The organism is Cryobacterium sp. Hh38 (assembly GCF_004403235.1).
Taxonomy (GTDB): domain Bacteria; phylum Actinomycetota; class Actinomycetes; order Actinomycetales; family Microbacteriaceae; genus Cryobacterium; species Cryobacterium levicorallinum.
On the sequence record NZ_SOHD01000037.1, the window covers coordinates 72,220 to 94,673 of the forward strand.

The 22,454-nt window shown below is 67.4% G+C and carries 20 protein-coding genes; 13 read left to right on the plus strand and 7 right to left on the minus strand.

Annotated features, from left to right (window positions below):
- Nucleotides 1-81 precede the first annotated feature (81 nt).
- Nucleotides 82-1,038, minus strand: a complete 957-nt coding sequence (locus E3T41_RS13235) for a GlxA family transcriptional regulator (RefSeq protein WP_092452628.1) — start codon at nt 1,036-1,038, stop codon at nt 82-84.
- Between the two features lie 99 nt (nt 1,039-1,137).
- On the opposite strand from E3T41_RS13235, the gene E3T41_RS17955 reads away from it, so the two are divergent.
- The 7 genes from E3T41_RS17955 to E3T41_RS13265 all read left to right on the plus strand — a co-directional run bounded on the left by E3T41_RS17955 (nt 1,138) and on the right by E3T41_RS13265 (nt 10,170).
- Nucleotides 1,138-1,278, plus strand: coding sequence for a hypothetical protein (locus E3T41_RS17955; RefSeq protein ID WP_166787614.1), 141 nt, complete (start codon nt 1,138-1,140; stop codon nt 1,276-1,278).
- A 46-nt stretch (nt 1,279-1,324) separates the two neighbouring features.
- Nucleotides 1,325-2,290, plus strand: coding sequence for a UDP-glucose 4-epimerase GalE (gene galE, locus E3T41_RS13240; RefSeq protein ID WP_134478999.1), 966 nt, complete (start codon nt 1,325-1,327; stop codon nt 2,288-2,290).
- Between the two features lie 204 nt (nt 2,291-2,494).
- Complete coding sequence (locus tag E3T41_RS13245; protein WP_092452634.1) at nt 2,495-2,812, plus strand: WhiB family transcriptional regulator; 318 nt, start codon at nt 2,495-2,497, stop codon at nt 2,810-2,812.
- 225 nt (nt 2,813-3,037) lie between these two features.
- The gene (locus tag E3T41_RS13250; RefSeq protein ID WP_134479001.1) at nt 3,038-6,043 is read left to right on the plus strand and encodes a glycosyltransferase family 2 protein; all 3,006 of its coding nucleotides are present in this window, start codon (nt 3,038-3,040) and stop codon (nt 6,041-6,043) included.
- Entirely contained in the window at nt 6,033-7,496 is a 1,464-nt protein-coding gene (locus tag E3T41_RS13255) for a DUF5719 family protein (RefSeq protein WP_134479003.1), read from the plus strand. The genes E3T41_RS13250 and E3T41_RS13255 overlap by 11 nt, the downstream gene beginning before the upstream one ends.
- 261 nt (nt 7,497-7,757) lie before the next feature.
- Nucleotides 7,758-8,834 carry an MTAP family purine nucleoside phosphorylase gene (locus E3T41_RS13260; protein ID WP_134479004.1) on the plus strand — a complete coding sequence of 359 codons (1,077 nt, stop codon included), beginning with the start codon at nt 7,758-7,760 and terminating at the stop codon, nt 8,832-8,834.
- 88 nt (nt 8,835-8,922) lie between these two features.
- Nucleotides 8,923-10,170 carry an NAD(P)-dependent oxidoreductase gene (locus tag E3T41_RS13265; protein WP_092452646.1) on the plus strand — a complete coding sequence of 416 codons (1,248 nt, stop codon included), beginning with the start codon at nt 8,923-8,925 and terminating at the stop codon, nt 10,168-10,170.
- Nucleotides 10,171-10,280: 110 nt separating this feature from the next.
- Here the strand turns inward: E3T41_RS13265 and E3T41_RS13270 are convergent, their stop codons facing one another.
- Nucleotides 10,281-11,429, minus strand: a complete 1,149-nt coding sequence (locus E3T41_RS13270; RefSeq protein ID WP_134479006.1) for a sensor histidine kinase KdpD — start codon at nt 11,427-11,429, stop codon at nt 10,281-10,283.
- Nucleotides 11,426-12,259, minus strand: a complete 834-nt coding sequence (locus E3T41_RS13275) for a response regulator transcription factor (protein ID WP_198416424.1) — start codon at nt 12,257-12,259, stop codon at nt 11,426-11,428. The genes E3T41_RS13270 and E3T41_RS13275 overlap by 4 nt, the downstream gene beginning before the upstream one ends.
- A gap of 264 nt (nt 12,260-12,523) precedes the next feature.
- Between E3T41_RS13275 and E3T41_RS13280 the strand changes: the two genes are divergently transcribed.
- Genes E3T41_RS13280 through E3T41_RS13290 form a run of 3 tightly spaced genes read left to right on the plus strand, consistent with a single transcriptional unit; the run spans nt 12,524 to nt 14,915 of the window.
- Nucleotides 12,524-13,282: a glycosyltransferase family 2 protein gene (locus E3T41_RS13280; RefSeq protein ID WP_092452651.1), complete on the plus strand. Its 759-nt coding sequence runs from the start codon at nt 12,524-12,526 to the stop codon at nt 13,280-13,282.
- Nucleotides 13,279-14,079, plus strand: coding sequence for a DUF2064 domain-containing protein (locus tag E3T41_RS13285; RefSeq protein ID WP_134479008.1), 801 nt, complete (start codon nt 13,279-13,281; stop codon nt 14,077-14,079). The genes E3T41_RS13280 and E3T41_RS13285 overlap by 4 nt, the downstream gene beginning before the upstream one ends.
- Complete coding sequence (locus tag E3T41_RS13290) at nt 14,076-14,915, plus strand: bifunctional 2-polyprenyl-6-hydroxyphenol methylase/3-demethylubiquinol 3-O-methyltransferase UbiG (protein ID WP_241991174.1); 840 nt, start codon at nt 14,076-14,078, stop codon at nt 14,913-14,915. The genes E3T41_RS13285 and E3T41_RS13290 overlap by 4 nt, the downstream gene beginning before the upstream one ends.
- A 117-nt stretch (nt 14,916-15,032) precedes the next feature.
- On the opposite strand, the gene E3T41_RS13295 is transcribed toward E3T41_RS13290, so the two are convergent.
- Nucleotides 15,033-15,569, minus strand: coding sequence for a hypothetical protein (locus E3T41_RS13295; protein ID WP_134479010.1), 537 nt, complete (start codon nt 15,567-15,569; stop codon nt 15,033-15,035).
- Nucleotides 15,570-15,658: 89 nt separating this feature from the next.
- Nucleotides 15,659-16,936, minus strand: a complete 1,278-nt coding sequence (locus E3T41_RS13300) for a molybdopterin-dependent oxidoreductase (RefSeq protein ID WP_134479012.1) — start codon at nt 16,934-16,936, stop codon at nt 15,659-15,661.
- Nucleotides 16,937-17,046: 110 nt separating this feature from the next.
- On the opposite strand from E3T41_RS13300, the gene E3T41_RS13305 reads away from it, so the two are divergent.
- Nucleotides 17,047-18,429, plus strand: a complete 1,383-nt coding sequence (locus E3T41_RS13305; RefSeq protein ID WP_134479014.1) for a glycosyltransferase family 87 protein — start codon at nt 17,047-17,049, stop codon at nt 18,427-18,429.
- A 255-nt stretch (nt 18,430-18,684) separates the two neighbouring features.
- On the opposite strand, the gene E3T41_RS13310 is transcribed toward E3T41_RS13305, so the two are convergent.
- Together E3T41_RS13310 and E3T41_RS13315 are read right to left on the minus strand one after the other, a co-directional pair.
- On the minus strand, nt 18,685-19,371 hold the full coding sequence (locus tag E3T41_RS13310; protein ID WP_092452666.1) for a hypothetical protein: 687 nt from the start codon (nt 19,369-19,371) through the stop codon (nt 18,685-18,687).
- Between the two features lie 358 nt (nt 19,372-19,729).
- On the minus strand, nt 19,730-20,176 hold the full coding sequence (locus tag E3T41_RS13315; protein ID WP_092452669.1) for a metallopeptidase family protein: 447 nt from the start codon (nt 20,174-20,176) through the stop codon (nt 19,730-19,732).
- Nucleotides 20,177-20,216: 40 nt separating this feature from the next.
- Between E3T41_RS13315 and E3T41_RS13320 the strand changes: the two genes are divergently transcribed.
- Together E3T41_RS13320 and ahcY are read left to right on the plus strand one after the other, a co-directional pair.
- Complete coding sequence (locus E3T41_RS13320) at nt 20,217-20,441, plus strand: DUF3499 family protein (protein WP_092452672.1); 225 nt, start codon at nt 20,217-20,219, stop codon at nt 20,439-20,441.
- Between the two features lie 274 nt (nt 20,442-20,715).
- A complete protein-coding gene (gene ahcY / locus E3T41_RS13325; RefSeq protein ID WP_092452675.1) occupies nt 20,716-22,203 on the plus strand; it encodes an adenosylhomocysteinase in 1,488 nt (495 codons plus the stop codon).
- Nucleotides 22,204-22,454 lie beyond the last annotated feature (251 nt).

The following is a 22,454-nucleotide window of genomic DNA, read 5'->3' on the forward strand; positions in this document are numbered from 1 at the left end:
GGGAGCAGCCTCGGGGAGGCAACCATTTCTCGGCGGTCGAGCTTGTCGAGACCGCCGTACGAACGACGTGAGGCCGCGCGGTTAGCCGGCCTTGCGGGGGCCGAAGGCCCGCCGGTAGGCGGTGGGAGTGGTCTGCAGAACCTGCAGAAAATGATGGCGCATCACGGCCGCCCCGCCGAAGCCGGTGTCGATGGCGATCTCCTCGAGGCTGCTTGAGGAGTCCTCGAGCAGTTCCTGCGCCCGAAGCAGCCGCTGCCGGTTGAGCCAGCGGGTCGGCGTGGTGCCGATTTCGGCGCGAAACCGGCGGGCGAAGGTGCGCGGTGACATGAGCGACTTGCGGGCGAGTAGATCGACGGGCAATTCCTGGTCGAGGTGGCGCAGCATCCACTCGGTGACGGCGGCGAAGGATTCGTCCTGGCAGTCGACGACCGATGCTTCGATGTACTGGGACTGGCCGCCATCGCGCTGCGGCGGCACGACCATGCGGCGTGCGATCACGTTCGCGACGGTCGCGCCCAGTTCCTTGCGCACGATGTGCAGCGCGGCGTCAATGCCGGCGGCGGTGCCGGCTCCGGTGACGACGTGATTGTCTTCCACAAACAGTACGTCGGGGTCGACGGTTGTATTCGGGTAGGCCCGGGCGAGGGCCTCGGTGTACATCCAATGGGTCGTACTGCGGCGCCCATCGAGGATGCCGGCCTCGGCCAGCACGAACGCGCCGCTGCACACGCTGAGCACCCAGGCACCGCGAGCCTCGGCGTCGCGCACGACCTGCAGCACGCGCGGGTCGATTGCCACTCCGATAGCGTAGGCCGGGATTGCGATGAGGTCGGCGTCAGCGGCGGCGGCGAGGTCGTCGTGCACGACGATGTCGAAGCCGATCTTGGTGCGGATCGGGCCGGGTTCGGCGGCGACGACGTGAAAGTCGAACGCCGGCCCTCCGTGCACGCTGCGGTCGATGCCGAACACCTCGCAGATGACGCCGAATTCGAACGGCGCCAGACCGGGGAGGGTGACGCAGACGATTTTCTGAAGCATGGGCATCCGTTCTGCTGAGGTTGGATATGGCAGAAATGTGTCGAACAACGTCAACTGTGCCACTCGCGGCAGAAAAGCACAATACATAGAGTTTCTGCCATGTTCATTCTTATTTTTCTCCTCACAGTCCTCGCGATCGCCGGTGTTGTGGCCACGATTCGCTCTTCCGGGCGCGACGGTTACGGTCGCCAAAGCGTTCGAGCAACCGACGACGATGACGCACTGATTCGCTGGCGCTAGCCTGAAGCGGTGGCACATCGGTGTCACCGCGAACGAGCGGGGCAGTATGGCGTGGTTGGTAACCGGCGGAGCGGGCTATATCGGATCCCATGTGGTGCGCGCTTTCCAGGCTGAAGGGCTCGACGTGGTTGTGCTCGACGACCTCTCGAGCGGCCACGAATCTTTCGTGCCGGCCACAGTGCCGTTCGTGCGGGGCAGCGTGCTCGACGGCGATCTGCTCGTGCACACCTTTCGCGAGCACGACGTGCACGGCGTCGTCCACGTCGCTGGATTCAAGTACGCCGGCGTCTCGGTGCAACGCCCCCTGCACACCTACGAACAGAACGTCACCGCGACGGCCACGCTGCTCGCCGCCATGGAGGGGGCGGCGATCGACCGCATCGTGTTCTCCTCGAGCGCTGCGGTCTACGGCACGCCGCACACCGACCTCGTCACCGAAAGCACCGCGAAAAGCCCGGAATCGCCCTACGGCGAATCCAAACTCATTGGCGAGTGGCTCCTGCGCGACCAGGGCGTAGCGACCGGCCTGCGGCACACATCGCTGCGCTACTTCAATGTCGTCGGCTCGGGCGACCTCAGCCTGAGCGACACCAGCCCGCACAACCTCTTTCCGCTCGTCTTTGCGGCGCTGCTAGAGGGTCGCACCCCGCGCATCAACGGCGACGACTATGCCACGCCGGACGGCACTTGCGTGCGCGACTACATTCACGTCGCCGACCTCGCTCTCTCGCACGTCGCCGCGGCACGCCGGCTCGACTCTAACGAGGCGATCGAGCCGGTCTACAACCTCGGCAGCGGCGACGGCGTCTCGGTCGGCGAGATCATGGCGACCGTGCGTCGGGTCACCGGCATCGACTTCGTTCCGGAGCTCGGACCGCGACGCGTGGGCGACCCCGATCGTATCGTCGCGTCTGGCGCGCTCGCGGCCCGCGACCTGCGCTGGAGCATGCGCCATACCCTCGAGCAGATGGTGCAGAGCGCCTGGGACTCGTCACGCGCGGCCGTTCATTGAGGGTCGACACGCCGCTGAGGGCGCATATCGTGCTCTGTTCGCAACGTTCAGACGCCCCCCAAATGGCCGAATTTGTCGCCATGGGCGCGTCGCAACTCTCTAGCCCATATTGAGGGTTTACGATTCGCGACTTGACGATATCGAATTACACGGGTGTAATTAGGTGCGGCACTGATTGGTGCGGATCGAGCGCTGGGAGACGATATGGCATTACCTGACTATCGTTCCGGAGTACCAGAGGACTGGTTCATTGACCCCGTCGCCCTCGGTGTTCCGGGAGTACGACAAGACCACGGCGACGAGAACCTATTGGCCTGGCAGGCCGACTCCCTCTGCGCGCAGACCGACCCTGAGGCATTCTTCCCCGAAAAGGGCGGCTCCACCCGCGACGCGAAGAAGATTTGCTCCGGTTGCGAGGTGCGCAGCGAATGCCTCGAATACGCGCTCAGCAATGACGAGCGGTTCGGAATCTGGGGTGGGCTGTCCGAGCGCGAACGGCGCAAACTGCGCAAGCGCGCCTAACCCGTTCCGCGCAGTTTTTAAGCGGATGCTGTCGGCTGGCTCGGTCCGGGCGCAGCTTTCTCGGCCCTGACGCGGTGGGAAGCGAGCCAGGTTGCGGCCGCGCTACGCCTGGGCGAAGGGGAAGCGGATGCTGACGCATCCGCTTCGCTATTGCCCTGCCAATATTTGAGGCGCGCCCTCTCGGTTGAGGGGCAGCGACCGATCCCGACCTAGGCTGGTGCTGTTATGCAACCGAGAGTCACCGCCATCCTTGTCGCCCGAAACGGTGCGAAACACCTTGAGCGAACTCTCAAGGCGTTGTCGTTGCAGACCCGCAAACCCGACATTGTGATCACGGTGGACTGCGGATCGAGCGATGCGACAGCCAAGATGCTGGCCGATTTCGGGCCGACCCAGTTCATTGCCGCCGATGCCGACCTGAACTTCGGGCAGGCGATTACCGCCGCCGTGCGCGTGACCACGCCGCCCACGCACGACCGGGAGCTGCTCTGGCTGCTCGCCCAGGACAGCGCCCCAGACCCGACCGCCCTCGAAGTCCTGGTCGACGCGCTCGAGATTGCGCCGTCCGTTGCGGTGGCCGGGCCCAAGGTGATGGAGTGGATCGCCGGCGAATACATCCACAACTTCGGCGAGTCGATGACGCCGTTTGGCGCGACCGTCACCCTGGTGGAGAGCGAACTGGACCAGGGCCAGCACGACGGATTGAGCGATGTGCTCGCCGTCAGCGCCGGCGGCATGCTCGTGCGCCACCAAGTGTGGGAACAGCTGGGTGGTTTCGACCCGGCGCTGCCCACCGTCGACGATTCCCTTGACTTCTGTGTGCGGGTGCGCCTCGCCGGGTATCGCGTTTCGGTGGTGCCGGCCGCACGGGTGGCTTCGGCCGGCGACGGCGTGGCCGGCCCGAACCAGTCCTCCCGCGGGCGGCTGCGCCGCCGCCGGGTGCGAGCCGAACGCTCGGCGCAGCTGCATCGCCGCCTGGTCTATGCGCCGGCCGGAGTGCTCGCCCTGCACTGGCTGACCCTGCTGCCGCTCGCCTTCATCCGCTCGATCGGCCAGCTGCTGCGCAAGGAGCCCGGAGCGATCGTGGGCGAATTCTCGGCCGCATTCGGCGCTGCCTTCAACGGCCTGCGCGTCAGCAGCGCCCGTCGCATGTTTACGAAAACCCGCACCCTCGGCTGGGATGCCATCTCCACCCTGCGCGTTCCGTCGGCCGAAGTTCGCCGGCGGCAGTCACTCAAGCGCGAGGCGAGCCTGTTCGGCCTGCACGGTGAACGCGCCGAAATTCGGTTCTTCTCCGGCGGCGGAGCCTGGACCATGCTCGCCGCCGCGGTGGTCGGCATCGTGATGATGGTGCCGCTGCTTGGCGCCGACACCCTCATCGGTGGTGGGCTGCTGCCGCTGTCGCCCAGCCTGCCCGAACTGTGGGCAAGCGTCGGCTACGGCTGGCGGGACCTCGGACTCGGCTTCGTCGGCGCCGCAGACCCGTTTGCCGCTGTGTTGGCCGTGCTCGGCTCCATCGCGTTCTGGTCGCCGTCCTTTGCCTTCGTGCTGGTCTACGCGCTCGCCTTTCCGCTCGCTGCGGTCGGCGTCTGGATGGCGGCGACCCGCCTGACCGACCGGGGCAGCCTGCGCGCCCTGGCCGCCGCCCTGTGGGTGCTGGCGCCGAGTTTTCTGGCCGCCCTGGCAGACGGCCGCCCGGCCGCCATCCTCGTGCACCTGCTGCTGCCGTGGCTGTTTTTCACCTGGTTCGCGGCCGCGCGCACCTGGTCGTCCTCCGCCTCGGCTGCACTGTTGTTCGCGGCGGTCGTGGCCTGTGCGCCCTCCCTCGCCCCGGCGCTGCTCGTGGCCTGGCTGCTCAGCGTGGCCATTGCTGGTCGCCGGGTAATGCGTTTCATCGGCATTCCGCTTCCGGCGCTCGCCCTCGCGCTTCCGCTTATTGCCGACCAGGGCCTGCGCGGCACCTGGCTGAACCTCGTCGCCGACCCCGGCCTGCCGGTACCGAGCGATCACGCACCGACCCTGCAACTGCTGCTCGGGCTGCCCGGCGGCAGCGGTTGGGCCGGTGTCCTCGATCGGTTCGGGGTGCCTGGTCTCGACCCGCAGCTGTTCGTTCCCATCCTGCTCACGCCCATCGCCGTGCTCGCCCTGCTGGCGCTGTTACTGCCGGGCGCCCGGCTCGCGGGCGGCGCCTGGCTGGTCGCCCTGCTCGGATTCGGCACCGCCCTCGCCGCCAACCAGCTCGTTCTTGCCGCCATCGGTGCCGAACCGGTGCGGGTGTGGTCGGGCGCCGGGCTCAGCCTGTACTGGCTCGGCCTGGTCGGCGCCCTCCTGATCGGCCTGCGCGCCCTGCGCCGATTTGCGCCGGCGCCCGGGGTCGTCGCCGCGCTGGCCTTGGCCGTCGTAGTGCTGCCGCTTCTGGGCTCCCTGCACCTCGGTACCGCCGCCGTGCGCGAGGGAACCGGGCGAACCCAGCCGGCCTTCGTCGCCGCCGAAGCGCAGATCGATGACCGGGTCGGCACCCTGCACCTCGTTCCGCAGGCCGACGGAGGCCTGCTCGCCACGATCGAGCGCGGTGTCGGCGCCACGCTGAACCAGCAATCCACCCGCGGCAGCACCGACCAAACGCTCAGCGCCCGCGAGAAAGCGCTGGCGGAGCTCGCCGGTAACCTGGCCTCACGCAGCGGGCTGGACACCAGCGCGGATCTGGCCGAATTCGGCATCCGCTTTATCGTGTTGCAGCCGGCCGGCGCTGATGTTCTTGCCGGTGACACCCAGCTGCGCACCGAAACCGCCCTGGACGGCAATGCCGCACTGGCCCCGGTGGGCGACACCGAATTCGGCCGACTGTGGCAGTTCGGCGAAACGGATGCTGCCGGTGGCGTTCCAGCGCCGGCTCGCGCCGGCGGCGTCTTCGGCCTGGTCACCCTGCTGATTGCCGTTGCCGTGGTGGGCAGCGCCGTTCTGCTGTCGCTGCCGATCGGCGCCGGCCGTGAAGCCGTGCGCCAAGCCAACCGTGATGCGATTCGCCGTGCGGCCAGGGCCAACGCCAAGCCGAAACCGAAACGAACCCGCCGGGGCAAGAGCATGGTCGTTTCCGACCTGGACGCCGATCGGGAACCGCCGCTCGGTACCGATCTAGAGGCCGACTTGGCCATGGACCAAGAAACCGGCGTCGGTACCGGGCTGGAATCGTCCACGGAAGACACTGTGGAGGACGATCATGCCCGCTAGAAGCACTCTCGTCCGCATTGGTGGTCGGGCCGGTCGCGGCGTGCTCGGTCTGGTCGGCATCGCCGTCGTTGTCGCTGTCGGCGCGGCCTCGACCCTCGTAACGCTGCCGACCGTTGAGAACGAACCCCGCTCGAGCGAGATCGTGCCGCTGCCGAGCGAGCAGCAACGGGTCTGCCCTGGACCGCTGCTCACCCTCGCCGAGGATTCGACGCAGGCCCAGTCGGCGTCGAGCGTCGGGTTCGCTGCAGCCGTGTATGGCGCTATCGACGCTGCCGGGAGCGACTTTGACCAGATTCGCCCGGACGTCACCGAGATCAGTGCGGTCGACGACTCCAGCAGCCGGCAGCCGCCGCTGTTGCTGACCGTTCCCGTGCAGGATGGCGCCACCGTGCCGCCGCTCGTCGCCGGCAGCCAGTCGCAGGTCGTCGGCACCGACACCCTGGGCGGGCTCGCCGTCGCGTCCTGCACCGAAGCGGCCAGCGAGAGCTGGCTCGTTGGGGGATCCACCGATATCGGCGGCAGTAGCCTGCTGCTGCTCAGCAACCCGTCGACCGTGCTCGCGACCGTCGACGTCACCGTCTACGGTGAGAGCGGAATCGTCGACGCGCCCGGCGCCTCCGGCATTCTGGTGCAGCCCGGCGAGCAGCGTGTCATTTCGCTGGCCGGCCTCGCCCCGAACCTGAAATCCCCGGTCGTGCGCGTGTCGTCGCGTGGTGGGCAGGTGGCGGCAGCATTGGAGCAGAGCAGCATCCGGGGGATTGAACCCGGCGGAGTCGAGATCATTGGCGCCACCGCCACGCCGGCACTCAACCAGACAATTGCCGGGGTGCGTGTCACGTCGGCGGTCGCCGCGGACACCGTCACCACCGGCGAAGGGTTCAACGCCGATACCCCGTCGATTCGGGTGTTCGTGCCCGGCACCGAGGCGGCGACCGTGCAGATCGGCGTCACGAGCGCCGACGGGGCTGCTGACGGCACCTCGACCCAGGTGGAGATCGAGCCCGGAGTTGCGACCGAAATTCCGCTGTCGCCGTTGACCGTGGGCAGTTTCTCGGTGAAATTGCGTTCCGACCAGCCGATCGTCGCGGCCGCCCGTACCTCCAGCGCGGGCGCTGACGGCCGGGACTTCGGTTGGTTCGCGGCCTCGGCGTCGCTCGAGGGTTCGTTCACGGTGGCCGTTGCCGAGGGGCCGTCGCCGACCCTGCACCTCGTCAACGGCGGGGGAGCGGATGCTGCGCTCACCCTCACGCCCGACCGCGGCTCTGCCGTCGACCTGCAGATCGATGCCGGGGCGAGCGCGACGGTTCCGCTGCGGAGCGGGGCTCGCTACCTGGTGAGCGGCGGGGAATCGGTGTGGGCGCTCGTGGACTACTCCAGCGACGGCCTGCTGTCGTCATTCACCGTGAACCCGCCCGGACCGCTCGCGTCGTCGATCCGCGTCTACACGCACTAGCCGGTTGTCGTTCCGGGCGTTCCTCATTTGGGGCTTCGTGCGCGTTCGGGGCATTCTGTGCGGACGGGGCCATTCTTTGCGGACGGGGCCCGAGCCCGGAACACCTGGGGCCGCCGTCCGCGGCGCGGGCTCGTCGGCCATTTAGGACCGGGCCGGGTCAATCGGGGCGGGGGCATCCATTTTGGTACGGCGGGCTTTCGAGGGCACGCAGCTTTCAATGGCAGACTGAACACTCGACTCGTAACCCGCTGGGAGCCGCTAGTGAAGATTGACCCTGTGCTTGACCCGACCGCGCGCGCGGACGTCGCCGTGATCGGCGGATCCGGCCTCTACGAACTCGTCGACCCCGCAACCGCGGTCACGCATCGGATTCCGACGCCGTACGGGTCGGCGTCGGTCACGATCGGCCTGCGCGCGGGTCGCCGCGTCGCTTTTCTGCCCCGGCACGGCAGCGGCCACAGCGTCGCGCCGCACCTGATCAATTACCGGGCCAATCTGTGGGCCCTCGCCTCGATCGGCGTGCGGGCGATCATCTCCTCCTCGGCGGTGGGCGGGGTCACGCCGGAATATCCACCGGGTCTGCTCGTCGTCACCGACCAGTTCATCGACCGCACGTCGGGCCGCCCCGACACGTTTTACGACCGGGAATCGGTGCAGCACCTTTCCGCCGCGGACCCGTTCGACCCTCAGCTGCGCGGGTACGCCCGGCGCGCGCTCGAGGACCTTGGCGAGAACTTCGCTGCCTCCGGCACGGTCGTGGTCATCCAGGGTCCACGGTTTTCCACCCGGGCGGAGTCGGTCTGGTTCCGTTCGATGGGCGCGCACATTGTCAATATGACCGCGTACCCCGAAATCGTGCTGGCCGGTGAGCTCAACATGGGCACGGTCAACCTCTCCTTCGTGACGGACGCCGACGCGGGACTCGCGCCGACGCCTTTTGCCGTCGAGGTTGGTCTCGTGGTCGATGCCTCCGGTTCCGCCGCTCCTGGCTTGCCTGTGCCCGGCGTGGCCGCTGCGGGCTTGGCCGTGTCCGGGTCACCGGCTTCAGCGTTGTCCGCGCCCGGGACTTCCGGCGGCCCCGTAACGTCTGGCCCGACCGCGACCAGCGAAACGGATGCCGTCACCGCATCGGTCGTGTTCCGTCGCCTCCGAGAGGCCCAGCCGCGCATCCTCGCGGCCATCGACGGGATCTTGCGCGCCTTGCCGACCGACTTCACCCCGCGCGAGCTCATCGACCCGGCCCAGGTCGACGCCGTTCTGGCGCGGGCAGTGAGTTTGGACCCCGCGCCCGATGCTTCCCCGCCCGTGCTGTCCGCCCCAGCCGGGGATCTCACGTGACGACCGGTCGGTCCGAGCCTCGTCGCAGGTTCCCCGGTGCGTCCTGGCCGACCAACCGACTAGCTCGTGCCTGTTACCGAGGCCTCGCATGAGCGGCGTCCGTCTGCTGATCACCGGCGGCGCCGGATTCATCGGTTCCGCGATCGTTGAGGCAGCCCTCGCCCGCGGCTACGAGGTGCGCGTGCTGGACTCACTGCGCGCCGACGTGCACGGCCCCGCGGCAGAGTCCACAACCGGTCCGGGCCCGGGCCCAGAAAGTGGGCCCATGATAGAACATGGGCCCCGTTTCCGGGCCCGGGCCCGGAACGTCAGGCCGGCGGGACTGGACCCGCGGGTCGAGTTCGTGCACGGGGACGTGACCGACCCGGCCACCGCAGCCGGCGCCCTCGCCGACATCGACGTGGTCTGTCACCAGGCAGCCAAGGTCGGCCTCGGTGTGGACTTCGCCGACGCCCCCGACTATGTGCACAGCAACGAGGTCGGGACGGCCGTGCTGCTGGCCGCGATGGCCGCGCGGGGCATCCGTCGCCTGGTGTTGGCGTCATCCATGGTCGTCTACGGCGAGGGGAGCTACCGGGGCCCGAACGGCTTCACCCGGCCCGGCCCCCGCTTGGCCAGCGACCTCGATGCCGGACGCTTCGATCCCCGTGACCCGGCCACCGGGGAGCCGCTCGAGCCCGTTCTGGTCAGCGAATCCGATCCGCTCGACCCGCGCAACGTCTACGCGAGCAGCAAACTCGGCCAGGAATATCTTGCGACCGCGTGGGCCCGCTCGACCGGCGGACGCGTCGCAGCCCTGCGCTACCACAACGTTTACGGGCCGGGCATGCCGCAGAACACGCCCTATGCCGGAGTCGCCTCACTGTTTCGCTCGGCACTCGAGCGTGGCGAGGCTCCCCGCGTGTACGAAGACGGCCGGCAGCGCCGCGACTTCGTGCACGTACGGGACGTCGCCGCGGCCAACATCGCCGCGCTTGACTTCACCGGGCTCGACTACAGGCCGCAGGCTGCCGGCCTTGGCCGAGCGCACGCCGACTCTGCAGCTGCTGAAATCGCACCCACCGGCTCAATGAATTTCGATGCCGGAATATTTCGTCCGTTCAACGTCGGCAGCGGAATCGTTCACACCATCGGAGACATGGCGACCGCCCTTGCCGCGGCGGCGGGCGGCCCGGCACCCATCGTGACCGGGCAGTATCGGCTCGGCGACGTGCGGCATATCACGGCGTCCTCGGAGCGTTTGCGACGAGAACTCGGCTGGTCGGCGCAAATCTCCTTCGACGACGGAATGCGCGAGTTTGCGACCGCCCCGCTGCGCGCCGCCGTGCGCCCCTGATTGGTCGTCCCGGCGCATCCGTGAGGTGCCACTTTTTGGCCCTTGAGCAGGCCCCGCGGTGCCACCCCTGAGCGGGTGAATGGTCGCAATCGGCGCCGCATCAATACCGCTCAGCCAAGCGGATGCTGCGGCAGCAGCAAATCAAACCGACACCCATTCCCCACATTGGTCACCGTCACCAACCCGTGATGGGCCTCAGCGATCCCCTGAACAATAGCGAGTCCGAGCCCGGCGCCGCCGCTGCGACCGCCGGTTCCCCAGGCAGACACGGTCCGCGGCTCGCTCGCCCGCCACCCGGCCTCGAACACCCGGCCGAGGTCCTGTTCGGGGATACCGCCCGCCGCGTCAACGACCGAGATGATGGCCCGCCCGTCGACGTGCCGGGTTGCAGAGACCACGATCACACTGTCGGCCGGCGAATGTTGGATGGCATTCATCACCAGGTTGCCCACCGCGCGGGCCAGCTGGCGGGCATCCGCTTGCAGCATCAGACCGCGTTCACCCTCGAAGCGCAGGTTGAGCGATTTCGCGAGGGCAACCGGCGCCAGATCGGCCACCGTATCGCTCATCAGGTCATACAGGGAGACCCGTTCGAGCGACAGCTGCAGCGCTCCCGAATGGATTTTGGACAGCTCAAACAGGTCGTCGACCATTCCGCTGAGTCGGTCGACCTGCCCGCGTATCTGCACGTAGTACCGCTCGGGATCTGGCGCCATGCCGTCTTCCAGCGCCTCGGCCATGGCGCGGATTCCAGCCAGCGGGGTGCGCAAATCGTGCGAGATCCAGGCCACGATTTCGCGTCGGGACGCCTCAACGCGTTCTTCCCGCTCGCGGGATTCGGTCAGCCGATCGGCGGTTGCGGCGAGCTCCCCGGCCAGCGCTGCGAACTCCAGACTCGTGTGCCGATCCGGGGAGAGAACCGATTCGCCTCGACCGATGCTCGCCGCGGCGGCCCGAAAATACTTGTTGTCGCGTGCCAGTGAGCGTCCGAGCACCGACGCCATCACAAGCGACACGACACCCGCCACCGCAGCGACCGCGTAGAACACGATCAGATCGTGCGCCGACAGGTACATCAGCGAGGCGACCGCAGCTGTTCCACTGACCACCGATGCGACGGTGGCGAAGGCGACGACGACGATCTGGGCTACCAAAGACCCGCGAGACAGCAGCCGCAACGCGAGCAATCCGAGCGCGCCCACGACCAGCGCGCAGCCGAGTGCGATGCCGGCGACCGCGGCGAACACCGAGGCGGTCATGTCGTGCCGCCGGCATTCTTCGGGCCATCCGCGCTCTGTGCGCCCCGCGCAGTCCCAGCGTTCTCCGCCGACACCGTGCCAGCCGCAGCCCCCGCGCCCAGCGGCACAGGGTCGAACCGGTAGCCAACCCCCCAGACCGTGTTCAATACGAGCGGATGCGCCGGGTCGGCTTCGATCTTCTCCCGCAGCCGCCGCACATGCACGGTCACCGTAGACAGGTCACCGAATTCCCAGCCCCAGACCGAGCGGAGGAGTTCCTCGCGGGTGAGCACCTTGGAGGGGCGCCAGATCAGGTAGGCGAGCAAATCGAATTCGCGCGCGGTGAGCACGAGGGGGGTCCCGCGCAGGCGAATCTGGTGCGCGGCCAGGTTGAGCGTGAACTCGCCGGCCTCGAGAATCCCCTCCGGAATCGACTCCGACCGGCTGCGCCGCAGCACCGACTGCACCCGCAACACAAGTTCCCGCGGCGAGAACGGTTTCACCAGATAGTCGTCGGCACCGGCCTCGAGTCCGGCGATGCGGTGCTCTTCCTCGCCGAGCGCGGTGAGCATGATCACCGGAAGGGCGCCCCAATTTTGCCGAATGCGCCGACACACTTCGATGCCGTCGAGCAGCGGAAGCATGCGATCGAGCACGACCAGGTCGGGCGGCACCGCCTCGGCTCGGCGCAGTCCGGCGAGCCCGTCGACGGCTTCGTCCACGACGAATCCGGCGGAGCGCAGGTATTGTCCGACCACCTCACACACCATCGGATCGTCCTCGATGACGAGCACGCGGCGCCCGGCCAGGGCATCGGCTTGCGGCGGCGCGAAATATTGGGAGGGGGACACCCCCTCAGACTAGGCGCGCGGTCGCGTCACCGCGCGGTACCGCGCGGCCGATCTGTACGCCTGGTCAACGGATGCCCCGCCCCATGCCGCCACTAACCGTTCGGGGACTGGGCCCGGAACGCGGGCCCAGTCTGCAAACTGGGCCCCGGTTCATAGGGTGGGCCCGGTCGATGGCTTGGCTTGCTGTGGAGCTGCTCGGTATCCTTCCCAGGTTCGTAACCACTTTCGCCCTGAACACTCAGACCCTGTGCATAGGGTCGAACGATGACGAGTATTCGGGTTGACGTGGTGCTGCCCTGCCTGAACGAGGCACAGGCGCTTCCGTGGATTCTCCAGCGGATGCCCGCCGGCTACCGGGCGATCGTGGTTGACAACGGATCCACGGACGGTTCGGCGGATATTGCCCGTGCCCTCGGCGCCGAGGTCGTGCACGAAACCCGTCGTGGATTCGGCGCCGCAGCCCACGCCGGGCTCCTTGCCGCGACCGCCCCGATCGTTGCGTTTTGCGACGCCGACGCCTCGATGGACCCGCGCGACTTGCCGCTCGTGGTCGACCCGGTCGCTCAAGACGACGCCGATCTCGTGCTCGGAAGACGCCGCCCAACCACCCGAAATGCGTGGCCGCCGCATGCCCGGTTAGCAAATACCTATCTTTCCTGGCGACTGCGCCGAATAACAGGTGTGAACATTCATGACCTCGGCCCCATGCGGGCCGCCCGCCGCGACCACCTCCTCGCCCTCGATTTGCGCGACCGCCGCAGCGGGTATCCGCTGGAGATGTTTCTCGGCGCTGCCGCGGCCGATTGGCGCATTCGTGAGGTCGACACCGGCTATGCGCCGCGGGTCGGCCGCAGCAAGGTGACCGGAACCGTGCGCGGCACCCTCACCGCCATCCACGACATGTCCGCTCTGCTTCGCGCCAGCAGCGTCGTCCGGAACGAGATTGACGACAGCCCACGCCGGAATGACAGCGACGCCAGTGGCAACGCTGCCCGCGCCAGCCGCATTGGGGACCGCTCATGACCGCCATCGTCGTCATCGCCAAGGAATGCCTGCCCGGCAAGGTGAAGACCCGTTTGCACCCGCCGTTGTCGCTCGGGCAGGCCGCTCTTCTCGCCGCATCGAGCCTCGCCGACACCCTAGCGGTCGCCGCCCAGCTACCCGCGACGCGCCACATTCTCGCCTTCGATGGTGTCACGCCGCCCCCAGAAGCATCCGGTTGGCAGATTCTGCCGCAGACCAGCGGCGGACTCGATGAACGCCTCGCCGCCATCTTCGACCACCTAGACGAGCCGACCCTGCTGCTCGGAATGGACACCCCGCAGGTCAGCGCCGAGCTGCTCGCACCAGTATTCCAAAACTGGAATGAAACGGATGCCTGGTTCGGCCCCGCCAACGACGGCGGGTTCTGGGCGCTCGCGCTGAAAGACCCGAGCGGTGCGCTGCTCCGAGGCATCCCGATGAGCCGCTCCGACACCGGCGCACACCAGCTGGAACGTCTCGATCAGGCCGGCCTCACCGTGCGCCTGCTGCCCGCGCTCACTGACATCGACACCATAACGGATGCCCAGACCGTCGCCTCGATCGCCCCCCACACGCGCTTCGCGCGTGCCTTCGCGGGGGTGCGGGCATCCGCTCAACCCGGTGATGCAAACCAGCCCGCGACCGAACGGCGCTCGCCGGATCGGCCCCCCGCGGAGGGGCGAGCTGTCGACGCGCGTGCCCCCGACCTGCACCCGGTGGCCCCGTACCCGGCCGACCTGCACTCGGCGGCCACGCGCGCTGCCGACCTGCTCACGCTGACCGGAACACGCTCGTGACCCTCGTCTCCCCGCGCCTCTGGGACCAGCCGGCGAAATGGCCGGTCAGCGAGGGTCCGAATGCCGCTGACCGATTCACTTCGGAACTCGTCGGGGAATTGGCCGAGCATGGGGCCGCGAACCGTTCGGCTGCCGACCAGACGACGGCCGACCGTTTTCGGCGCCCTACTACCTTCGGTGCCGGCGGATCCGAACCCTACGCCCAGGCACTGCAAAGCGACGACAACGTGCTCTACCTGCACGGCCGCCGCCACGACGCCGATCCGGAAACGGCCGCCCGCGTTTCCACCATGCACGCCGGACGGTGGAGCGCCGGAGCCGATGCGATCGACCGTTCCCTGCTGGCGGGCGTCGCCGGACCGGTGCTCGATATCGGCTGCGGACCGGGCCGAATGATCCGGGCCGCGATGGACGAAGGCCTCGACGCACTCGGCGTCGACGTGTCACCGACCGCCGTGCGGATCGCCCTGGCCGCCGGACTTGCCGTGCTGCACCGCTCCGTCTTCGATCACCTTCCGCTCGAGGGAACCTGGGCAACCCTGCTGCTCGTCGACGGCAATATCGGCATTGGCGGCGACCCCGACGCGCTCCTCGAACGCTGCGCCGCGCTGCTCGCCCGCGACGGCATGCTCGTCGTCGAGGTTCACCGCGACCCCGAACACGACCTCGCCTATGTGGGCACCCTGCACGACGCCGCCGGACATATGAGCGACGCCTTCCCCTGGGCCGAACTCGGTGTCAGCGCCCTGCGCCGCCGGGCCGCACAAGCAGGCCTGACCCCGGTCGCCGAATGGTCCCGCGGCGGCCGCACCTTCGCCCGCCTGGCTCGCGCCTAGTCGTTTATCTTTCCGGGCCCGGGCCCGGGAACCGGGCCCATGCTGGATCATGGGCCCGGTTCCCTAAGGTGGGCCCGGACCAAGGTGCTTAGGAGTCTGACCGTGCACCGACGATCTTCAACGTCTGAGCGAGACGCGGATGACCCGCTGGCGCCGCTCCCGCAGCAGCGCCCACACCGACAACCCCGCCGTCAAAACCGCCAGCACGAGCCAGAAAATCCCCAGGTTGAGCCCGTAATCCAGCGGCAGCACGGTCGGATTCGCCGGAGCAAAATTCTTCGCCACCATCGTCGGCACCGCGATCAGCGACACAATAGATCCGACCACAATTGCGCCCTGCACGATCGCAATGACCGTGCCGGTCGTCCGCCGCCCGACTCGGCGCAGCGCAATCCCACACGCAAACACGATCGGCGCCAAAATCGCATCGTGCAGCACGATCGCCGCCGCAATCCAGAGCGCCACCCCGGGAATCCGGGTCAGCCGCACCGAATCGAACATCACAAACGCGCCCCAGGCCAGCAGCAGCACACCAGCACCCACCAGCACCAAACGGATGCTCCGCATCCGCCGGCTGGTCGACGCCGCGATCCCGGCCGGTGGCGGAAACAGGCCAGTCCCGGCGTTCTCGGTTGACGTGGTGGCCGAACCCATCGGGGCACCCCTGCCGGTCACCCCCACTCCGGTGTCGACACCGACGTCACCGCCGGCCGTCTCGCCGCGTGATCCGCGCGCATCCGCTCTCATGATTCGATCGCCTCGATTCGGCTCAGCCATTTGGTTTGCAACACCCCGGGCCGCCCCGGCGCGATCATGCGGGCCGGATACCCATGCTCGAGGTCGAGAGTCTCGCCGTTGAGCTCGAGAGCCACGAGCGTGAGCGAGTCGCGCACATATTCCCGGCCCATCTGGGTTTTGCTGAAGCTGCCGCGTTCTTCCAGGCTGATCAGACGAAACGAGGTCTCCGGGTCGGCTTTCATCAGGTCGGCGAGGTCGCGCAGCCGCACACCGCGCCACGTCGCCATCTGACTCCAACCCTCGACGCAGGCGATCGGCAGCCGAACCTCGGTCTGAGGCAACGCGAGCAGTTCGGCCCGGGTGAAGGAGCGCTCGGTGCCGGCCACCGCGAGGGTAAGAGTCCACGATGAAGCGAGGGCGGCATCCGCCACCTGCGCCTGCTCGCTGGTGCGATTCACCGGAACCCCCTGCTGGCCGACGCCCTTCTTGCGCGGCGCGAACAGGTTGACCGCGTTCAGCGGCGTGAAGGTCTGGCCGGCGGTCAGGGCCACGACGGCCGTCGTGGCGACGCCGACGGTGGTGAGAAATCCGCGCCGGCTGACCCGCGAAGACGGACGCGGCGTCGCATCGATATAGTCGAGCAGTCGCCCGGTGAGGCCCCCCGGCCGAGTTGTGCCCCACAGTCGCACCGCCTCCGCATCAGCCGCCCGGTCGGCCGACACCGCGTCGACCAGATGATCGCCGTCGCCCGAGTCAGAACCCGAACCCGACGACTTACTCCAATACCGCGTAATCACTGGCAGCTTGACCGCAATGTGAATCACCAACAGCCCGATCAGCACCCAGCCGAGCGCAAAGTGCACCTGCCGAAACGGAAAGGGCCACGGATACCACTGAAACGTGTTGAGCAGTCCGATCGTGATCTGCACGAGCGAGGCCCCCACAAACAGGGCGATCGAGGCCCGTTCGAGAAAATGCACGAAACCGCGCACCGGGGGATAGGCGAACAGGTCGGGAAAAACGATGTACAACTTGGCCAGCAGCAGCGGAAAACAGGCGATGCCGGCGATGATGTGCGTGCCCTGGGTTACCTGATACAGAAATTCCGGCCGGGTCGCGAAGCGCATCCAGTCGAGCGGTTCCTGCAGAAAATGGCTGTACAGGCCGGTGCCGAAGCAGATCAGAAAGGCGGCACCGAGCAGCCGCCCGATCACGGTCGCCATGCGCGGATTGCGCACCGGTGACGCCAGCGCTCGCTGGGTCTCATACATCAATTGCCGCATACTTCTATTGCATCACCACAGCGCGTTGCAAACCGGAAAAATTCCTTACGATGTGCGGGTGAGTTGGGGAACGATCACGGGCAAACGAACACCGTACGAGAGACTGAACCGTGCGCATAACGATCATCGCGGTCCTGCTGGTGCTCAGCGCTGCCCTCACCGCATTCAGCGTGACAACCCTCGACCTGTTCCCGCCCGAGCGTGACGAAGTGCAATTGGTGTTGGTCACGGCTGCGCTCTGGTTTGTCTTCGGCCTCGCCTGCTGGCTGCTGCATAAAATCAACGGCAAAGCGGTGGTTGCCCTGATCCTGGCTGGCTCCGCCCTGATCGGCGGCGCGGCCATGGTCGGCCCGCCCAACACGAGTACCGATTCGGCCCGCTACGCCTGGGATGGCATCGTGCAAAACGCAGGAATCAGCCCCTACGCCTTCACCCCAGCGGATGCCCGCCTCGATTCCCTGAGACCAGGCTGGCTGTTCCCGACGCCCCAGAGCGAGGCGGGCGGGGAGGAGAAATGTGTCGGCGAACGCATCGCCACCGCACGCACGACCGACGGCGACCTGCTCTGCTCGTCCCTGAACCGCACGGCCCTACCCACGATCTACCCTCCGGCCAGCGAAATCTTCTTCGCCGGCGTGCGCTTCCTCACCGGACCCGAGCCGGCCTACTGGCCGTTGCAGCTCGCCGGGCTGCTGCTCAGCCTGGGCACCACGGTCATGCTGCTGGTCGGCACTCGCCGCCGAGGCCTCGACCAACGCAACGTCGCCCTCTGGGCCTGGTGTCCACTCGTAGCGACCGAGGCGATCACCAACTCCCACGTGGATATGCTCGGCGTCATCTTCGTCGTCGCGGCCGTATTTCTCGTGTCCACGAAGAAGGTCTGGCGTGGCGGCATCGCCCTCGGGATCGCGATCGGCACCAAGCTCATCCCGGTGCTCGCCGCGCCAGCGCTGCTCCGGCGCGGTGGCTGGCGAATGGTGACGGCATCCGTTCTGAGTTTTGCCCTGCTCTACGTTCCCTATGTGATCGCGACCGGCATCGGGGTCCTCGGTTACCTGCCCGGCTACCTGAGTGAAGAGGGGTATCAGGACGGGTCGCGGTTCGCGCTGGTGTCCCTGGTGGCGCCGGGGGCATCCGCTGTGATCGTCGCTGGCCTGATTCTGGCCATCGTCGCCGTGCTGGTGATTCTCAAGACCGACCAGAACCAGCCGTGGGTCGGCCAGCTCGTCATGATCGGCGCGACCCTGCTCGTACTCAGCCCTCGATACCCCTGGTATGCGCTGCTGCTGCTGCCGTTCGTGGCGCTCAGCGGCCGCTGGGAATGGCTGCTCGTGCCGATGGCGCTCACGCTGCGTCTGCTGGTGCCGAGCGTTCCGCTCACCCGAGCGTCGATCGCGATCGCGATCATCGTGATCGTGGCGGTTTCCCTGCGTCGCGCTGGTCCAGGCTCAGCCAAGCGGATGCTGCGCCCCCTGCGCGCCCGCCGGTCCTAACCTCGCCGCTTGGCAGCCCTGCCTGACCGCCCTGCTGTCTGACCGCCGTGCCTGACCGCCTTGGTGCGGCAGCCCGCCTCAACCCGCTCGCGGCACTCGTTAGAGTTCGTGGCATCCCTAGCACCGGGCGCCCGTTTCGCTAACGAGTGCCGCGAGGCGCACACGTGCCGCAAAGGCCCCCGGGCACGCAACAAACGGGGCCCGCCGTGTGGCGAGCCCCGTTTGTGCTGTACAGCCGAAAGCTGTGGAGAAGAACTACTTCGTGGCGGCGGTGATGGTTGCGATGCCAACGAGCATCTGGTCGGCGACGGCGTCGGTGCTGAAGGTGGAGTTCAGCAGGCCGGCGGCGACGGAAGAGATGTGAACCGTGGTGCCGGTGAGGATGGCGTTGTCGCCGTCCATCTTGAGCGGCTCAAGGGTTCCACCGTAGAGGTCGAACAGCAGGGCCTGGGTGGCAGCGGACTCGCCGTTGACCGAGACGTCACCGAAGAGCTCCGAGGTGCCCGGGTCGATGGTGAAGTTGGTCAGCTCGACGACGATGTCGCCGGCGGTCAGCGAGAAGCCGGATCCCTCGTGCTCAATGGAACCCTGAACGAAGGGGCGGTAATCTTCGGCCGGGTCGTAGTAGTCCACGTTTCCGCCGGTGATCGGGAAGTGCAGGCTGCCCTCTTCCAAGGTGGCCGTTCCCACGGTTCCGGCGGCCAGGCCGAGGCTCGTCAGAGCGGCGCCGAAGTCGGCGTCGAGCAGCACGGCGGTGTCCACGCCGGACAGGCTGGGGATCGAGGCGAGCGGCGTCGGGTCAGCGGAGGCCGAGTCGGAGGAGCTGGAGCTCGAAGCGGGCGCCGGGGTCGTCGTGCCGGCGTCCGACGAGCAGCCGGCGAGACCGGCGATGAGAATTCCGGCGGAGGCGAAACCAATGGTGGCCTTGGTGAATGTGCGCATGGGATGAATCCTTTTCTGTCAATCGAGCAGGTGGTGTTGGGGTCTGCATGGTGTTCGGTTCCACCCTTGAAATGGTTTGGAATTGCCTCAATCCGTTACCGTTCTGTTACTTAATTCAGCAAACGTTCAGACAATACTGGCGCGCCAAACACCCCTCAATCCCGCTCCTGGACAGGGATCGACGCTGATCAGCCGAGCGGATGCCGCCCTCGCTCGCGGTCCACGTTCTGACCACATGCGAGCTTTTCAAGCGCGCGCCGCGCCGACCTGCGCAGCGGTTTGGCATCAGCGGATGCCCGACTTGGGCGCAGCACGGCTTGCGCAGCCCAAGCGGTGACGGCCGAGAAGTGGCGGCGGCCTAGAAGTGGCGGAAGCGATCCGGTGCGAGATCCCACGGGTCTTTGCCGAGCAGCTCGGCGACTCCGCGAAAGACGCAGGTCTCGATCATCATGCGCTGGTGCATCTCGTCGTTTTCGTGCAGGCGGGACAGTCGCTGAATTGGCAGCCGGTAGAACACCACCCGATTCGTCGCCGGCGTGACCATCCAGCGTTCCACGCCGATGCCCGGCTTCACCGAGCGCGGACCGGAGGCCACCTCGAACACGGCGTGGCCGAGTTCTTCCGGCCAGACGCCGCGCAGGTATTCGATCGTGGAGGCGACCGTTATGTCGAACAGGTCGATTCGGGTGCGCAGCGGCGGCAGAAACGGACCGGTCGCCGAGCTGCGAATTCCGCGGCCGTGCCGGTCGCGCCCGCGACCGCGTACGGTCGGTTCGGGCGCTGCAGAACGTCGAGATCGGGCCATGCTGCCATCCTAGGCGGGTCGACGGGTACCCTGAGAGGCAATGACATTCCGTCCGTGTTCCCGCGTTGCCTGCCTCGAACCCTCGGTGGCCACGCTCACCTTTGACTATCGAGACTCGCTGGCCGTACTCGGCCCACTCGCCGGCCGCAAAGAACCGCACACCTTCGACCTCTGCGCACGGCACGCGGAGCGAACGACCGCTCCGCAGGGGTGGCAGCTGATGCGGCACCGCCTCGTCGCCGACGAGTCCGACCCCGTTGAGTAGCCAGCTCCGACTTGCCCCGGCCGCCTCGTCCCGCGGTCGAACCCCTGACCCGGCCCGCTGCCCTGCTCGTCTATTGGGCCGTTTCGGCCTCGCCGACTAGTGGCCGTTTCGGCCTCTTGGAATTACTTCGTTGACAAAACCTGGCCGTCTCGTCCCGCAGGCCGTCTGCCCACGGAAGTGGGCAGCATCCGTTCCGCCGCTGCTTAGCATTATCAGCGTGCGGTCGAACCAATTTTCGTCGGGGGCGTTCAGGCGGAAATGGCAAGATAGCACCATGACTGTCGCTTCGGCCACCGCGCCCCCCACGTTCACCTATAAGATCGCCGATTTGTCACTCGCCGAGGCTGGACGCCACCAGTTGCGCCTGGCCGAGAACGAGATGCCCGGGCTCATGGCCCTCCGCACCGAATTCGGCGAATCGAAGCCGCTCGCCGGAGCCCGCATCGCCGGATCCCTGCACATGACCGTGCAGACCGCCGTGCTGATCGAGACCCTCGTCGCGCTCGGCGCCCAGGTGCGCTGGGCCAGCTGCAACATTTTCTCGACGCAGGACGAAGCCGCCGCCGCGATCGCGGTCGGCCCCACCGGCACAGTGGATGCCCCGGCCGGCGTTCCCGTGTTCGCTTGGAAGGGCGAAACCCTCGAGGACTACTGGTGGTGCACCGCGCAGATCTTCGACTGGAGCACTGAAGCGCAAGCCGCCGGAACCAGCTGGACCGGCCCGAACATGATCCTCGACGACGGCGGTGACGCCACCATGCTCGTGCACAAGGGTCGCGAGTTCGAATTGGCTGGCGCCGTACCAGCGGATGCTGCCGGTGACAGCCACGAATACGGCGTCATTCTCGCCGCCCTCCGTCGCTCTCTGGCCGAGTCAACCGACCGCTGGACCCTGGTCGCGGCCGACCTCATGGGCGTCACCGAAGAGACCACCACCGGTGTGCACCGCCTCTACGAGCTCGCAGCGAGCAAGGAACTGCTCTTTCCGGCCATCAATGTGAACGACTCCGTCACCAAGAGCAAGTTCGACAACAAGTACGGCATTCGCCACTCGCTGCCCGACGGCCTCAACCGGGCAACGGATGTGCTGATCGGCGGCAAGGTCGTCTTCGTCGCCGGTTATGGTGACGTCGGCAAGGGCGCCGCCGAAGCGCTGCGCGGCCAGGGTGCCCGCGTCATCGTGAGCGAAATCGACCCGATTAACGCCCTGCAGGCGGCGATGGATGGATTCCAGGTCGCCCGCCTCGACTCCGTCGTCGAACAGGTCGACATCTTTGTCAGCGGCACCGGAAACTTCAACGTCATCGGTGTCGACCACATGCTGCGCATGAAGCACCTCGCCATCGTCGCGAACGTCGGTCACTTTGACAACGAGATCGACATGGCCTCGCTCGAGTCGCTGCCGGGCGCCGTCAAGGTTCAGATCAAGCCGCAGGTCGACGAATGGCGTCTGCCGAGCGGGCGCAGTGTGCTCGTCCTGTCCGAGGGACGCCTGATGAACCTCGGCAATGCCACCGGACACCCCTCGTTCGTGATGAGCAACTCGTTCACCAACCAGGTGCTCGCGCAAATCGAGCTGTATGTCTCACCGGAGAAGTACCCGGTGGGCGTGTATGTGCTGCCGAAGCTGCTCGACGAGAAGGTAGCGCGCCTGCACCTCGACGCCCTCGGGGTGGAGCTGACCGTGCTGACCCCCGAGCAGTCCGCCTACATCGGTGTTCCCGCCGAGGGCCCGTACAAAGTAGCCCACTACCGCTACTAGCCCCCGTCCGGACCGGGCCCATGTTCTATCGTGGGCCCGGCTCCATAAGGTGGGCCCGGTCGTTCGAGTCGGGGAGCGGTTTCGTGGTTCTCGCTGGTCGAGGAGTGGGCCCGTTTTGGCCCGCGTCTCGGCGCGGAGCCGGGCGACACGCCCGGGTGGGGGGCGTTTTGACGGGTGGGTGGTCTGGCCGTAATGTATCTATACGTACCCCAAAGGTGCGGAAAGCCGTAGTGCTTTCCGGCCTCATGTGG